General features: G+C 29.3%; 14 protein-coding genes. 3 read left to right on the plus strand and 11 right to left on the minus strand.

All coding sequences use genetic code 11. The features are described from left to right. Positions 1-244: 244 nt before the first annotated feature. Positions 245-1,504 carry an IS110 family transposase gene (locus TVTCOM_RS17270; protein WP_434796464.1) on the minus strand — a complete coding sequence of 420 codons (1,260 nt, stop codon included), beginning with the start codon at positions 1,502-1,504 and terminating at the stop codon, positions 245-247. A 268-nt stretch (positions 1,505-1,772) separates the two neighbouring features. Here TVTCOM_RS17270 and TVTCOM_RS17275 point away from each other — a divergent pair, with 268 nt between their 5' ends. Further along, complete coding sequence (locus TVTCOM_RS17275) at positions 1,773-3,188, plus strand: APC family permease (protein WP_434797490.1); 1,416 nt, start codon at positions 1,773-1,775, stop codon at positions 3,186-3,188. Between the two features lie 114 nt (positions 3,189-3,302). On the opposite strand, the gene TVTCOM_RS17280 is transcribed toward TVTCOM_RS17275, so the two are convergent. From TVTCOM_RS17280 to TVTCOM_RS17320, 9 genes are all read right to left on the minus strand, one after another. Further along, positions 3,303-4,517, minus strand: a complete 1,215-nt coding sequence (locus TVTCOM_RS17280; RefSeq protein WP_434797491.1) for an MFS transporter — start codon at positions 4,515-4,517, stop codon at positions 3,303-3,305. 75 nt (positions 4,518-4,592) lie between these two features. After that, positions 4,593-5,504 carry a bifunctional enoyl-CoA hydratase/phosphate acetyltransferase gene (locus TVTCOM_RS17285; RefSeq protein ID WP_434797492.1) on the minus strand — a complete coding sequence of 304 codons (912 nt, stop codon included), beginning with the start codon at positions 5,502-5,504 and terminating at the stop codon, positions 4,593-4,595. 16 nt (positions 5,505-5,520) lie between these two features. Continuing rightward, the gene (locus TVTCOM_RS17290; RefSeq protein ID WP_434797493.1) at positions 5,521-6,342 is read right to left on the minus strand and encodes a MerR family transcriptional regulator; all 822 of its coding nucleotides are present in this window, start codon (positions 6,340-6,342) and stop codon (positions 5,521-5,523) included. A gap of 95 nt (positions 6,343-6,437) precedes the next feature. Further along, positions 6,438-7,523, minus strand: coding sequence for a butyrate kinase (gene buk, locus TVTCOM_RS17295; protein WP_434797494.1), 1,086 nt, complete (start codon positions 7,521-7,523; stop codon positions 6,438-6,440). A gap of 114 nt (positions 7,524-7,637) precedes the next feature. Beyond that, positions 7,638-8,237 (minus strand): indolepyruvate oxidoreductase subunit beta, encoded by a 600-nt coding sequence (locus TVTCOM_RS17300; protein WP_434797495.1) that lies wholly within the window; start codon positions 8,235-8,237, stop codon positions 7,638-7,640. A 1-nt stretch (position 8,238) separates the two neighbouring features. After that, entirely contained in the window at positions 8,239-10,023 is a 1,785-nt protein-coding gene (iorA, locus tag TVTCOM_RS17305; protein WP_434797496.1) for an indolepyruvate ferredoxin oxidoreductase subunit alpha, read from the minus strand. Between the two features lie 29 nt (positions 10,024-10,052). Then, on the minus strand, positions 10,053-11,318 hold the full coding sequence (locus TVTCOM_RS17310) for a pyridoxal phosphate-dependent aminotransferase (RefSeq protein WP_434797497.1): 1,266 nt from the start codon (positions 11,316-11,318) through the stop codon (positions 10,053-10,055). Between the two features lie 144 nt (positions 11,319-11,462). Further along, positions 11,463-11,651, minus strand: coding sequence for a hypothetical protein (locus TVTCOM_RS17315; RefSeq protein ID WP_434797498.1), 189 nt, complete (start codon positions 11,649-11,651; stop codon positions 11,463-11,465). Positions 11,652-11,672: 21 nt separating this feature from the next. Beyond that, positions 11,673-12,530 carry an Mrp/NBP35 family ATP-binding protein gene (locus tag TVTCOM_RS17320; protein ID WP_434797499.1) on the minus strand — a complete coding sequence of 286 codons (858 nt, stop codon included), beginning with the start codon at positions 12,528-12,530 and terminating at the stop codon, positions 11,673-11,675. 119 nt (positions 12,531-12,649) lie between these two features. Here TVTCOM_RS17320 and TVTCOM_RS17325 point away from each other — a divergent pair, with 119 nt between their 5' ends. Then, a complete protein-coding gene (locus TVTCOM_RS17325) occupies positions 12,650-13,084 on the plus strand; it encodes a GtrA family protein (RefSeq protein WP_434797500.1) in 435 nt (144 codons plus the stop codon). Between the two features lie 39 nt (positions 13,085-13,123). Here the strand turns inward: TVTCOM_RS17325 and TVTCOM_RS17330 are convergent, their stop codons facing one another. After that, positions 13,124-15,007, minus strand: a complete 1,884-nt coding sequence (locus TVTCOM_RS17330) for a PAS domain-containing sensor histidine kinase (protein ID WP_434797501.1) — start codon at positions 15,005-15,007, stop codon at positions 13,124-13,126. Positions 15,008-15,203: 196 nt separating this feature from the next. Between TVTCOM_RS17330 and TVTCOM_RS17335 the strand changes: the two genes are divergently transcribed. Next, positions 15,204-15,617 (plus strand): single-stranded DNA-binding protein, encoded by a 414-nt coding sequence (locus TVTCOM_RS17335; RefSeq protein WP_434797502.1) that lies wholly within the window; start codon positions 15,204-15,206, stop codon positions 15,615-15,617. The last annotated feature ends 4 nt before the right edge of the window (positions 15,618-15,621 follow it).

A 15,621-nucleotide genomic window follows, 5' to 3' on the forward strand; every position in this document is an offset into this window, starting at 1 on the left:
TTCAAATTATATCTAAATATGACATTTTTTATGCAAAATTCAAAATAACCAATTTACATTTATTACCAAAGTTGTTATTATATTATTGTAACAATCATAAAATTAAAAAAAGTAAGTATTAAAAATTTTAGGGGGTCTTAACTTGAAAAAAGATACCCGAAGGGATTGCACACTAAATAACTCCCTTTAAATATTAAAAAAAATAAAAACGGAGTTTGTGGAAAATTGATTTACTGGTTAATTATCATGTAATTCCAAGTGATTCTTCAACTTGTGTTTGAACTACAAATCCTTGAGTTTGTAGATATTTAATCATCCTATCTATAGATTTAGTTTGATTTACACAATCACTTAAGTAAGAATCGTATAATGAAGAATTAAATTCTTTATTATTTAGTAACATATTGTAACAACAAGTAAGTAGCATTCTTGAAATAGCTATTATAGCTCTCTTATGTCCACGTCTTTTTTTAATAGATTCATATCTATATTTAAAGTAAGGACATGATTTATCTTTAATAGCTGCATTGGCACATTGAACAAGCAAAGGTTTTAAATATAAACCGGCACGACTTATACGAACACTTTTCTTTTTTCCTGCACTTTCATTGTTCTGAGGCGTTAATCCTGCCCAAGAACAAAGGTGCTTTGATGTATCAAATTTAGACATATCAACACCTATTTCAGAAATTATGCCTACGGCAGACTTAGGTGTAATTCCTGGTACGGAAGAAAGTAAAGATATTTGATCCTGGTAGTCTGAAGAAATGATAGAAATTACATTATCTAGTTGGGTCAAACAATTATTTATATAGTCAAAATGGTTAAATGAAACTCTCATTTTGCTTGATTGCTCTTTAGATATATTGCCTTGCATAGATAGATTTATTTCTTCAGCTTTAGGTAGTAGTCTAGCATGAAGAAATTCAGTATAATCAATATTCAGCTTTTCGGGATGATCCAATGCATATTTAATAATAGCTGAAGAAGATTTACCAAATGTATCAGATACAACGCTAGAAATCATTAAGTTAGATACAGTTAATGAATTTTGAATTCTGTTTTTTTCACTAGAACGAAAATTAACTAATTTACTTCTGTATCTCATTAAATCTCTAAGTTCTCTGATTTGTTTTGGAGGAATAAAACTCCCCCTAACTAGACCATGCTTGTGTAAATCTGTAATCCATAAAGAATCACGTTTATCAGTTTTTTTACCAGGAATATTTTTTATAAATTTAGGATTTGCAAGTGTAATATTACAAGTATCTTCAAGAATGTTATAGATTGGTAACCAGTATTTACCGGTACTTTCCATGCATATTTCAGTACAATTGTTACTTAATAACCAGTTTTTGAATTCAATTAAATTATGGGTAAATGTTTGAAAGTTTTTAGTTTTATATGTTGTGATATTTTTAGAATTAGTAGAAGCAATTGTAGCTACTATAAATTTTTTGTGAACATCAATACCACAACATACTGGATGAACAATTTTAAGCATTTTATCACCTTAAATAAAAAATTAAGTAAGTAAACATTGACTGAATATCCTAGTTTTTTAACGGTCTTTGCTAAAACAAAGATTAACTTACGTGCTCATGGCACAATTATTTGTACTTAGATAGATATTCGGCACAAGTTTTTATGCGGATTTGCCGATAGGCACTTTTCTCACTTACCCCGCCGTGCTCTGTAGTATATTTACTTACTTATTAGATTTATTAACGAAAAATGTATGTATTATACCATTTTTCATCCAATTTTGTGCCTTGAGCACAGCGAAAGGAATGATAGTTTTTATGAGTAAAAACGATAAGTTTGATAAAGTCCTGAACAAATCCGACGTCTTTGTACTTGCATTTGGAGCAATGATTGGTTGGGGATGGGTTGTGTTATCAGGAGAATGGATACAAACAGCCGGAACTCTTGGCGCTATCTTAGCATTTGTTATAGGTGGCATAATGGTATTATTTGTAGGCCAAGCATACGCAGAACTAACCTCCGCTATGCCTAAGTGTGGTGGAGAGCAAGTCTTTAGTTATCGAGCACTAGGCAGAAATGCGTCTTTTATCTGTACCTGGGCTATCATCTTAGGATACATATCTGTAATAGCTTTTGAAACAGTAGCTCTTCCAACAGTTTTACAATATTTATTTCCAAATTACGTAAAAGGTTATATGTACACTATTGCTGGATTTGATGTTTATGGCACATGGGTTATGGTTGGTATAATAAGTTCAATAATAATCACTATCATAAATTACTTCGGAGTAAAAACAGCTGCATTTTTACAAGGTTTATGTACTGTATTAATTACACTAATTGGTTTAGCTCTAATTGGTGGATCTTTTGTGAATGGTTCAACTTCAAACATACAACCTCTTTTTAAAGATGGAGTCGGCGGTCTTATGACTGTTGCTGTTATGACACCTTTCATGTATGTTGGTTTCGATGTAATTCCACAAGCTGCAGAAGAAATGAATATACCATTTAAGAAAATTGGTCAAATATTAATTCTATCTGTTGTAATGGCAGTTATATGGTATGCCATGATAATACTTGGTGTATCTCTAGCTATGGATCATGCAGAAATCCAAGGGTCTGCTCTAGTTACAGCAGATGCTATGGCAAAGGTTTATAATAACAGTTCAATAGCTTCTAAAATATTAATTTTAGGTGGAATCGCTGGTATTATCACTAGCTGGAACTCTTTCTATGTAGGCGGAAGTAGAGCTATTTATTCTATGGCAGCTTGTGGAATGTTGCCACAATTCTTAGCAAAATTACATCCTAAATATAAAACACCTTCAAATGCAATAATATTAATTGGTGTTCTAACTTCCTTATCTCCATTCCTAGGAAGAAATATGCTTACTTGGTTATCTAATGCAGGTGGTTGCAGTATCGTAATATCTTACTCTATGGTTTGTTTATCATTCTTAGTATTAAGAAAAAAAGAACCAAATATGCTAAGACCATACAAGGTTAAAAGAGTTAGATTTGTTGGTATAGTGTCTGTTTGCATGTGTATATTCTTAGGAATAATGTATTTACCAGGTGCTCCAGCGTCTTTATCTTGGCCTTTTGAATGGGGAATAATTATAGGTTGGGCTATTTTAGGATTGGTATTCTATGTTTGGGCTGCTCTTAGTGGCATTGAAGCCCGAGAACCTAGATATAATTAACATAATAATTAAGTAAATTAAAATAAAAAAATTACTGGAATAAGTTATTCCAGTAATTTTTTATGTTTATATTATAATTAATTAATAACCCTTTAGTATAATTTTCACATATTCTTATGGTCTTTTTATTCCTAAAAAACATATAAAACCTATTGCTATAGCGCTTATCATTAATATAAAAGTACTTAAATAAGAACCACTTGAATCATATAAATATCCTGCTATAGTTCCTCCAAAAGAAGCAACGATTAAACTTAAGTTAACTATTGGGAAGTTGATTGGATAATATGTTGGTCCATAAAATGCATTTACAAAAGCTGAACTTGTTGTTGGTATACCACCATAAGAAAAACCACAACACACAAATCCAAGCACTATTAATAAAAAACTTTTGTTCATAAGTGCAAGTATCAAAATCCCTACAGATATAAAGAATACTACATTAATTATAAACATAGTTTTTTTTCTTCCTATTTTATCAAACATTCCTCCATAAACTACTCGACCAATACCATTAAATATAGAAATTAATCCAACAACAGTTGCTATAGTTGATGAATTTACTTGTGGTCCTACTTCCATAGCCACACCTTTAGCTTGAGAAATTAATGCTAGCCCTGCTCCACTTAATAATACTGCCCAAGTAAAGAATAACCAGAAAGTAGGTCTTTTTATCATTACAGAAGCATGAACATCTATACCAGCTTCGAAACTTTTCCTTTTATCAGTATTAAACTTATTTTCTAAAGATATAAAATCCTCATCTGGCCTAACAAAGAAAAAACCGCCTATACCAATTACTATAAATAGCAATATTCCAAATATCATAAATGAATTTCTCCAACCACCTATTTCTATTGGAGTGTATGCTTGATATACTTTTCCTATAATAAAACTTCCTATACCAAATCCCATTAATAAAATTCCTGATATTAGTCCTTGTTTATCTGGAAACCATTTCGACATAGTACTCATTACTGCATTATAAGCAAGACCAGATGCAAATCCTGCTAAAATACCAAATCCAATATATAATCCTATTAAGGTAGTTGTTTTTGAAGATATATAAAATCCAATTAAGAACAATATTGCTGATGCCCAAACATTATACTTTACGTTGACTTTATTTGATAACAATCCTCCAACTAATCCACCTAAACAAAACATGGTCATACCTATAGTGAAAGTTAATGATAATTGTGCCATTGACCAATTTGTAAACTCTTGACCTATGGGTGAAGCTAATACACTCCATGCATATATAAGCCCTGCAAACAATAAAACAACAGTTCCTACAACAGCATATATCCAACGATTAAGTTTTTTCATCCTATTCTCCCCTATTAATTATATTGAAAACCAAAAAATTCTTTTTTAGCATAAACTAAAAAAGAATTTTTCACCTTATTTATTATGACCTGCAATTAAGGCACCATAAGCTATTGAGTATAATTTTGACTCATGACTATCAGCTCTAGAAACTAAAACAATAGGAGCTTTTGCACCCATTATTATTCCAGCAGATTTTCCCCCTGCAAAATATGTTAAAGTTTTTCCTATACCGTTACCCACTTCTATAGTTGGCATTAACATTATATCTGTTTCTCCTGCTACTCTACTTTCAAAACCTTTTATCTTTGCTGCTTCTTTAGATACCGCCAAGTCAAATGCTAAAGGTCCTTCTACTATTACACCTTCACCAAACTCTCCTCTTTCACCAGCTTCTTGTAAAGCTTTTGCATCAACTGTAGCTGGCATTTTAGGATTTACCTTTTCCTTTGCAGCTAAGCATGCAACTTTTATTTCTTCTAATCCTAAAGGCTTAGTTGCTTCTATAGCATTTTTTAATATTTTAACTTTTTGATCATAGTCAGGTGCTATATTCATACCTCCATCTGTCGTTACTAATAATTTATCATATGTGGGTATTTCATAAACCATAACATGACTAAGTAAGCTATCTGTTCTAAGACCCCACTCTTTATTTAAAACTGATTTTAGTATAACTGAAGTATCTAATAATCCCTTCATTACAAAGTCCGCTTCTTTTGAAGAAACTAATCTTACAGCAGTTTCAGCACATTCTTCTATAGTATCTTTTTGTATTATTTTTATTCCATTTAAATCAAAATTTATCTCTTTACTAATCTCTCTTATTTTATTTTCTTCACCAATTAAAATAGGAACTATTATATCTTTCTCTACTGCACTTTGAATAGCTAGTAAAACCTCTTCATCGTGAGCTGCTGCCACTGACAATATAACTTTTTTGTCTCCTTTTAATTGATGTAATATGTCCTCTAATTTATTTATCATGCTTATTCCCCTTTATTTAAGATTTCTTAACTAAAATTTGTAGTTCCATAATTACTTCTTCATCTGTTAAAGATAAACTTGGATCTGTTAGTTCCATCTCCAATGAGTCATCTAAGATTTCATAACCTTGCTTATTAATATAAGACATCAATTTTTCATAGTGCGGTGGTGCATCTTTGTGAACACCATTAAACCTAATACAAACATAAGTCCCTTTAGGAAATATTTTTATTAAACTTTTATCATATTTTTCTTCTTCTATCATCACAAAAATAGATTTATATTCTCCATATTCTTGCTGAATTAAATCTTCTCTAGCTATGGATACTCCAACTGCTCCATATGTTAAAAAAATTTTATTTTCAGACATTTTCGTCAACTTTCTAAGAGAAAGTTCAATATCATAATCAGTTTTAATACTGTGTCTTAACCTAACTGCTTGTCTTTCGTCAAAATCTATTTCCCTAATAATTCCTAATAAATCTTCTCTTGTTGAATCTTTAATTTGCATTATTTTATTATTAATCTTATGCTTAATAAGTTCTAATTCACTTATTTTCTGATTAATAAAACTGTTTTGTTCTTCTAAGGAGTGTATTACATCTTCTGTATTTACATTATTTAGATTATATTTTATTTTATCCAATGAAAGTCCAAGTTCTTTTAAATACTTTATGGTCTCTAAATATTGAAATTGATCTAATGTATAATACCTATACTTATTCTCCTTATTAACAAAACTAGGTTTAAATAAATCTATCTCATCATAATATCTTAATGTTTTTTTATTTATGTCAAATAACCTAGATATTTCTCCTATAGTAAAAAAATCCTTCATATGACAACTCCCCTAATTTTAATTATATTTATATTATATAAAATTAGAGGAGCATATCCAATTATGTTAATTTAATCACGTATAAAATTTTTTTACTAAGCTTTTATAAAATCTGCTTCACTGTATATTGTGGCTTCTTCTTCACCTTCTAATACTCTAAGTGCACCAAAAGCTAAGGCCTCTAATTCATTTTCTCCAGCTAATATTTCTACTGGTGCTATAAACTTAACTCTCTTGCTTATTGATTGACTCATATATTTAGAATAAGCTATTCCACCAGTTATAATTATTGCATCCACATCACCATTAACAACTGTAGCAAGTTCGCCTATAGATTTTGCTACTTGTAGAGCTAAAGCATCATATATTAATTTTGCATATTCATCACCATTAGCTATTCTTTCTTCCACTTCTCTAGCATCAATAGTATTTAAATATGAAACTATTCCACCTTTACCTCTTACATTTTTAACCATTTCTTTATGAGTATATTTTCCTGAATAGCATAAATCAACTAACATTTTTGCTGGTAGTCTTCCCGCTCTTTCTGGTGAAAATGGTCCTTCTTCATCAGAAACAAAGTCTACCATTTTGCCTTTTTCATGAATATTCAAGCTTATACCTCCACCTAAATGAGCTACTATTAAATTTAAATCTTTATAGTTTTTATTATTCGTTTTTGCATATTTTATTGCCATAGCTCTAGTATTTAAAGCATGAGTTAAGCAAACTCTATCCAATCCCTTAAGTCCAGATACTTTTGCTATATCTCCACTTTCATCTACACAAACTGGATCATATATATATGATTTTACTCCGATTTCATTGGCAATAGAGTATGAAATTGTAGCTCCTAAATTTGATGCATGATCTAATGTAGGTCTATTATTTAATCGATCTATCATTTCCTTATTTATTAAATATGCACCTGATTTGACTGGTGGTAATCCTCCACATCTTCCTACTACTGCATTTATACTTTTTAGCTCTATTTTATTTTCTTTTAAAGCTTTTTCTATCTCGTTTTTTCTCATTTCAAACTGATCCATTATAGATTTGAACTTTGATAACTCTTCTACTGAATGATTTAACGTGTTTGCAAAAACTTGATTTTCTCCATCATATACTGCAAATTTTGTTGATGTTGAGCCAGGATTTATGGCTAAAACTCTATAAGTCATATTTTTGTCCCCTTTTATAATTTTTTTATATTATAATCTTTCATCATGATAGATGTCAAAAGCTATTATAAGAAAAACTTATAATAGCTTTTGAGTTTATATGGCTAAATAAATTTAAACAGCTATCTTACTTACTTCTGATTCTACTAAGTCCATTCCTATACGGAAAGCTTTTATATTTAAATCAATAAACTTTTCTTTTACATTTTTTCTTATAATACTTTCCCAATCAATTTTTTCTAGTTTCATTGATTTTACTAGAGAACCTAATAATATAACATTCATTACTTTTACATTTCCTAGTTCTACAGCCTTCTTTGCTGCATCTATAATTTTTGCATCTAATCTTTTTAACTCTGCATCTATTTCTTCTTCTTTGTATTCAAACTTTCCTACTAATGTAGATACTGAGTTTAATCTATAATTATTTACAACTACTTTTCCTTCTGGTTTTAAATATTTTAAATATCTTAATGCTTCCATTTTTTCAAAAGAAACTATCATATCTGCTCCACCAATTTCAATAACAGGAGAATAAACATTGTCTTCACTATATCTTACTTGAGAAGAGACTGATCCTCCTCTTTGGCTCATACCATGTATTTCACTCATCTTTACATCGTATCCAGCTTCCATTAATCCTATAGTTAATAACTTACTTGCAAGTATAGTGCCTTGACCACCTACACCTACTAACATAATACTTTTAGTCATATTATTTTACCTCCTTTATTATTGCTTCTTTAGGACATACTTGTGCACACACATCACATCCTAAACATTGATTTCTATCTATTCTAGCTTTTTTAATTTCTTTATTATATGAGATTGCTGGACATCCTGTCTTAGTACATTTTTTACATCCTATACATAAATCTTCTACAACTTCACATTTTGTTGTAAAGGGCTTATTAAACTCTTCTATATCTTCTTTAGAGAATTTTTTTAGAGCACAAGGCCATCTTGTAATGATTACAGACGCTTCTTTATTTTCAAATGCCCAATCAAGTGTATCATTTACTTCTTTTAAATTATTAGGGTTTATTACTCTTAAATTTTTCACACCACATGCTCTAACTACTGCTTCTATGCTTATTTCATTAGTTGGCTCACCTTGTAATTTAAATCCTGAACCTGGATTTTCTTGATGTCCTGTCATACCAGTAATTCTATTGTCTAATATTATTGAGATGGCATTACCATTGTTATAAATAATATCTAAAAGTCCATTTATTCCTGTATGGAAGAATGTTGAATCTCCAAGTACACCTACAACTCTTTTCTTATTACCCTCTACCATATTGAAAACTTGTTGTGCTCCATGCCCTGAACCTAAAGATGCACCCATACAAACTACACAGTCCATTGCATTATATGGCGGTGCAAATCCTAGAGTATAACATCCTATATCTCCAGTTATAACCACATCTTTTCTTTTCCCTAGTTCATAGAATAAACCTCTATGTGGACATCCAGCACAGAATGTTGGTGGTCTTGGAACTAATAATTCTTCATTTGTTTCTAAGTGATCAAATGTTTTTCCATATATAGCTTTTCTTATAACATCTGGTGTCATTTCTCCGTATGTTGGAAATACATCTTTACCATGACAATTTATTCCTAAAGCTTTAACATGTTCTTCTATGAATTCATCATTTTCTTCTATAACATATATTTTTTCTATCTTAGATGCAAACTCTTTTATCTTTTCATCTGGCATTGGGAAAGTAAATCCTAGTTTTAAATAAGATGCATCTTTTCCAAATACTTCTTTTGCGAAATTTATACACATTCCAGACGCAATAACACCTACTTTAGTATCATTTAATTCAATAGAGTTAAGATCAGTTTCATTGGAGAATTTTTCTAAGTTATTAAGTCTTTCTTCTACCTTTCCTCTTAATACTCTTGAGTTTGCAGGAACTGTAACATATTTAGGTGCGTCTTTTACATACTCTTTTATTCCAACTTCTTTCCTACCTTCACACTCAACTATACCCTTTGAATGACACAGTCTTGTTGTTAACCTATATAAAACTGGCGTATCAAATTTTTCACTTATTTCAAATGCTTCTTTGAACATATCTTTAGCTTCTTGGCTAGTTGATGGCTCAAGCATTGGAATTTTAGCTGCTCTAGCATAATTTCTATTATCTTGCTCATTTTGTGATGAATGTTGTCCTGGTTCATCCGCTGTAATTATGATAAATCCTCCAGTTACACCTGTATATGCTACAGTGAACAATGGATCAGCTGCCACATTTAAACCAACATGTTTCATAGATGCAACAGTTCTCGCTCCCGCTATTGAAGCTCCTGCCGCTGCCTCAACTGCTACTTTCTCATTTGGAGCCCATTCTGCAAGAATATCATCCTTATATAAAGCTATATTTTCTAATATCTCCGTACTTGGAGTTCCCGGATAAGCTGAAGCATATTTTACACCAGCTTCATATGCTCCACGAGCTATGGCCTCATTACCTGTCATTAATTTCTTCATGTTAATAGTCCCCCTTACTTTTATGTTTTTTATACTGAAGTTGTATCCAATAATTTAACTTTTTCAAAAACTTCTTTTATAATTTTTGGAGCTTTTTTACACTTTTCTTCTGATACTGCACATACCGCAAATCTTAATCCCATTTTTAAAGGAACTAAATAAAGATTTTCTTTAGTGAGTGCTTCGCAAACTTCTTTTGGATTATTGCATGGTATACTTACAAAAAATCCATCTCTATATGGAAGTATCTCAAGATTTACTTCTTTTGCACCTTGTACAAAAGCCTCCGCTCTTTTAACAAGCATATCTTTATATTCATCTTTCTCAATTTTATATTCTGCATACTTTTGCTCATCTGAAATTAAATGAGAAAGAATAGACATAGCTCCTCTATTACAATTAGACCAATTGGCTCTACAAGAATGCATTAATGAGTAATAAAATTCTTCTGCAATGTCTTCACTTGAAGATATTCCTATGGCTGCCCCCATCCTCATACCATAAGCAGTAAATCCTTTTGACATACTAAAACCTACTATTGATAATATATTTTCTGGCAAGTTTTCAAATTTATTAAAGAATTTTCTACTTGCTATATCATCTTTAACAAAATCTATATATGCAACATCTATAAATAAAACTATTTTTTTACTCTCATCCTTTGCAACTTCTTTTGCAAAATCTAATATTTCATCCCACTCATAATCCGACACAGTATATCCTGTTGGATTGTGACCAGGAGTATTAATTATTGTGAATATATTTCCTTGCTTATCTATAATTTCTTTAAATTTACATTTAAAAGATTCAATATTAAATTTTCCTTCATCATTAAATAATTTGTAATTTGCAACTCCTCTTCCAGCTTCCTCTCCTATAATTGCATAAGGACTCCAGTACCAATCAGAAGTCAAAATTACATCTCCGTAATTAGTATAGTTCCACATTGCTAATTTAATAGCACCACTTCCACCTGGAGAAGCTACAACTCTTACATAACTATCTGGATCATTTCCTTGAAAACAAACTTTTTTTACAGCCTCTTTATAGTTATCTTGTCCTGCAATAGAAGCGTAAGCAGATATTTCATTATTAGGCAATGATTTTAATTGTTCAAAAACGCTATTCATTGTTATTAGTTTTCCTTCATCATCTATTAATGCACCAATGGTAGCATTGATAACGTTTTCTCTACCTATGTTTTGTTCTGCCTTTTGAGCTCTTTCAGATAAGTTAAATATAATGTCATTTTCTCTGGGCCATCTTGCGTGGTCTGCAACCATACTTAATTTCATCTTATTCCTCCCATTTTATTTCACTATTTTCATACTCATAATATTTCCTAATATCATAATAAACCTTCCATTAACTGGAATGTCAATAGATTTTATGTAATCTAAAAAAAAATACACAGTTCAATATATTGAACTGTGTATTTTTTAATCTTCTCTTTTTTGGGCAGATAGCTTCATCATCTTTAGATGTTGTCTCATAAAGAATATTTCAGCTGTCATAGCAAAGCATGCTACTATCCTAACTGTCATACTTGTAGTATTTAGTGCGATTTCAGTAAAATATGTAAATAAAATTAAATCCATACTAAACACAAAAATATCTCCTAATTTCATTTGTTCACTCCTTATTTTTAGCTAGAATGCCCCTGAGATCTCTTTTTCTTTTTCTTCTAATGACTTAATCATATTTATTACTATAGGATTAAATAATCCTTCTACTTCTTCATCACCATCTTTATAAATACCTATAGATACGTTTCCTATTCCGGAGTTCATTGGTAATTGTCCTAAAAGATCCAAATTCATATCATCAAGGAACTTTCTATTATTTTCTCCATTAAATATTTGAATCTTTTTATTACAGTCTGGACATGTTATGTAGCTCATATTTTCAACTACACCAATTACATCTATATCTAGCTTTTGTACCATATGAACAGCCTTTGTAACTATCATTGATACCATATCCTGAGGTATTGTAACCATTACTATACCATTTATAGGAATAGATTGCATAACTGTTAAAGCTACATCTCCTGTTCCTGGAGGCATATCGATTATAAGGTAATCTAATTCTTCCCATAAAACATCTGTATAAAATTGTTTTACTGCATTAGAAACCATTGCACCTCTCCAGATAACAGGTTCTTCTTCATTTTCTATTAATAAATTTAGAGACATTACTTTTATTCCATCTGCTGTTACTGCTGGATATATAAATTCCTCTGTTGCTCTTGCTCTTTGCTTGTCTACACCTAAAAGCCTTGGTATACTAGGACCTGTTATGTCCGCATCTAATACACCTACTTTATATCCTTGTTTAGCTAAATTTTTTGCTATAAGTGCTGATACTGTAGATTTTCCTACTCCACCTTTACCACTCATTACACCTATAATTTTATTAATTTTATTTAGTGGATTATTAACCACTGAGCAATTTGATTGTTCTTTATTACAAGATCCATTTGATGGACATGAATTACAATTTGACATTTCTATTTTTCCCCCCCTAATAATAGATATATCTACAAAATAAATATAGTTCTTTATATTTATTTTGTCAATGAACATAATAATGATATAAAATATAAATAATTACTTTTTAAAAGGATGTGTTTATCATAAAGGGTACAATTGTTGAAAAGTTTAAACTATATAAAGATAAAATTATAGAATATATAAAATTTAATATTATAGGTACTGCAAATTTTATAGTTGCTCAGATATTTTACTTAACACTATATCTAGTTTTTAAAATTGATTATTTAATTGCATATACTATTACAAGTATTATAAGCATTACTGCATCTTATTATTTGAATTCTAAATTTACATTCAAAGAACAAAAGTATTCTTTAAAAAAATATTTGCTAAGCTTCTTAGTATATATATTTGAATATGCTCTAAATCTGGGAATTATATTGTCATTAGTTAATATATTAGACTTAAGTAAAGCTATAGCTCCTATAATAGCTCCTATTTTCTCGACTATTCCCGTATTTTTTTTAATGAGATTAGTTATAAAACATACAGATAAAAAAAAATAAACACATTATTAATTTTTTAATTAATAATGTGTTTATTTTTTATATATCCGAAAACTCTATATTAGCCCTACTATATCTAACTTCCTCATTTTTTTGTAAAATAAATTCCTCACCATTATTTAATAATCTCTTAGGTATAACTACTATAAATTCACTACCTTGGTTAATTTTACTATTTACTTTAATACTTCCTCCATGCAAACTTACTAAAGATTTTACTAAGTATAGTCCTATGCCACTTCCTTGTTTTTCTATTCTATTTTTACTTTCAACTTGTTCAAACCTTTCAAATATACAATTAGCTTTTTCCTTTGGTATTCCAATTCCTTCATCTCTTACACTAATCTTAATTTTATCATCTTTAATATTTAAATTTACATATATATTTCCATTTTTTTTATTAAACTTAACTGCATTTGATAATAAATTAAGCATAGTTCTTTCTATAATATCTGGATCAAATAGTACTACTTCTTCTTCAACATTTGTATCAAAAATTAAGTGCATACTATTAAATTCTGTAAATTCCACAATGGAATCACATATGTCTTCTATAAATCCTACTATATCTGTATTAATCGGATTAAAACTTATAAATCCTGCCTCAACTCGTGTTGAATCCAATAAATTATTTATAAGCCTCACAAGTCTTAAACTATTCATTTCCATAATATCCATATATTTATAAAACTTATTAGCATCTTGCGGTGATAATTTTGTTAAATTTAATTTGATAAGTTGAACTGTGCTTGATATAAGATTGATTGGCGTCCTCAATTCATGAGATAAATTTACAAAGAAATCTAATTTAAGCTGATTTTTTTCTTCTTCTATTTTCTTTTTCTCTGTTACATCAGTTAAAATTCCTACTCTTTTCGAAATACTTCCTTTTGAATCCTTTATTGGTAAAAATTTATACCAAATCCACTTTTCTTTTCCATTATCTAATTTTACTTTTCCAGTTCCTTCATTACATTTGTCAAAATCAAATTCATAACTTATATTATAATCATTACATTCTACTCTCTTAAAATACTCCTCTATCTTACTAAAGTCCCTATATAAGTCCTCTGGACTATCTTCAAATACATTCCTAAAAGCTGGACTAACATAAGTGGCCCTCTCTTTATCTCTAATAATAAATACAGAGTCAGAATACTTAGTTATCTCTCTAAAATTCTCTTCATTTTGCTCTAAACTTTTCTCAAAAACTAGCCTATCATTTATTTCTATACTAAAGCCTTTTGTTCCTATTATATTATCATTATCATCTATTATAGGCCATATAGTTGACTCTAAATAAATTTTATTGCCATCTTTCTTTGTTAATGTTTGATAGAAAGTTTTTACATTTCTATTTGATATAACATTATTTTCTTGTTGTCTAAACTTCCTAACCTCAGATGGTTCCCATAAATCTAAATCTCTTTTCCCAGTAATTGTTTTTTTTCCCTTTAATTTTAAATCATTAAAGTTTTCACATATATTAGTATATACCCCATTTAGATCTTTTGCCCAATTATATATTATAAAATCTTCCTCATCACAGTCCATATTGTAATTCATTGAATATACTACAATAAAATATTCTTCCAAATAATATATATCCATTATTACATTTTTATTATTTAATTCAACAGTATACTCTACATTTTTATGGCCATTCTTAATTATATCCTTTACAAATTGGTCAAATTCGTCGCCTTTAAATTTATTTTTTATCCAATTATTCGCTATTAATTCAGTTATTTCCTTTTCAAATACATTATTTTCTGTTATCACCTTAAAAACTTTTTGAAATTCTTTATTCTGTTCTAATACCTCTATGCCAATGTATTTATTATGATTATCCATTTTACAATTTATTATTAAGTAAGCTATTTTACTATTTTTTATTATACTTCTATAAATATCCTTTTTCATAATAAAACCCCTCATTTTCAATTCTCTATTAAATTAACATAGACTTTAACACTCATCATTATTTTTATTATATCACTTTTTTACATTTTTTTCCTTACTCAAAAAAATAATTTTTTCTAAATATTGTATATTCGAACTTATGTTTGTCTATAATTTTACTAAAGTTTTTAATTATATTAAAATGTGGAGGTTTTAAATGAATAAAGTCATATTAGTAGGAAGGTTATGTCAAGATCCAGATTTGAAATTTGTAGGTGAGAAAAATATCCCTGTAACTAGATTTTCATTGGCAGTTGATAGAGGTTATAAGAATGCTCAAGGTGAACATGATACTGATTTTATTAATTGTGAAATATGGAATAAACAAGCAGAAGTTTTTAGTGAATATATGACTAAAGGTAGATTAGTTTATATTGAAGGAAAAATGAAAGTAGATAAATATTTATCTACAAATGGAGAAAATAGAAAATCTATTACTGTCAACTGTGACTTATTTAGATTTATAGACCCTAAACAAAATAATAAAACTGAAAATACTTTTAATAATGAAGAAATATTTACAGATGAAGTTTTTGATGGTGAAATATCTGAAAGCGAAATTCCATTTTAAAAAT

Source organism: Terrisporobacter vanillatitrophus (genome assembly GCF_051148895.1).
Lineage (GTDB): Bacteria > Bacillota > Clostridia > Peptostreptococcales > Peptostreptococcaceae > Terrisporobacter > Terrisporobacter vanillatitrophus.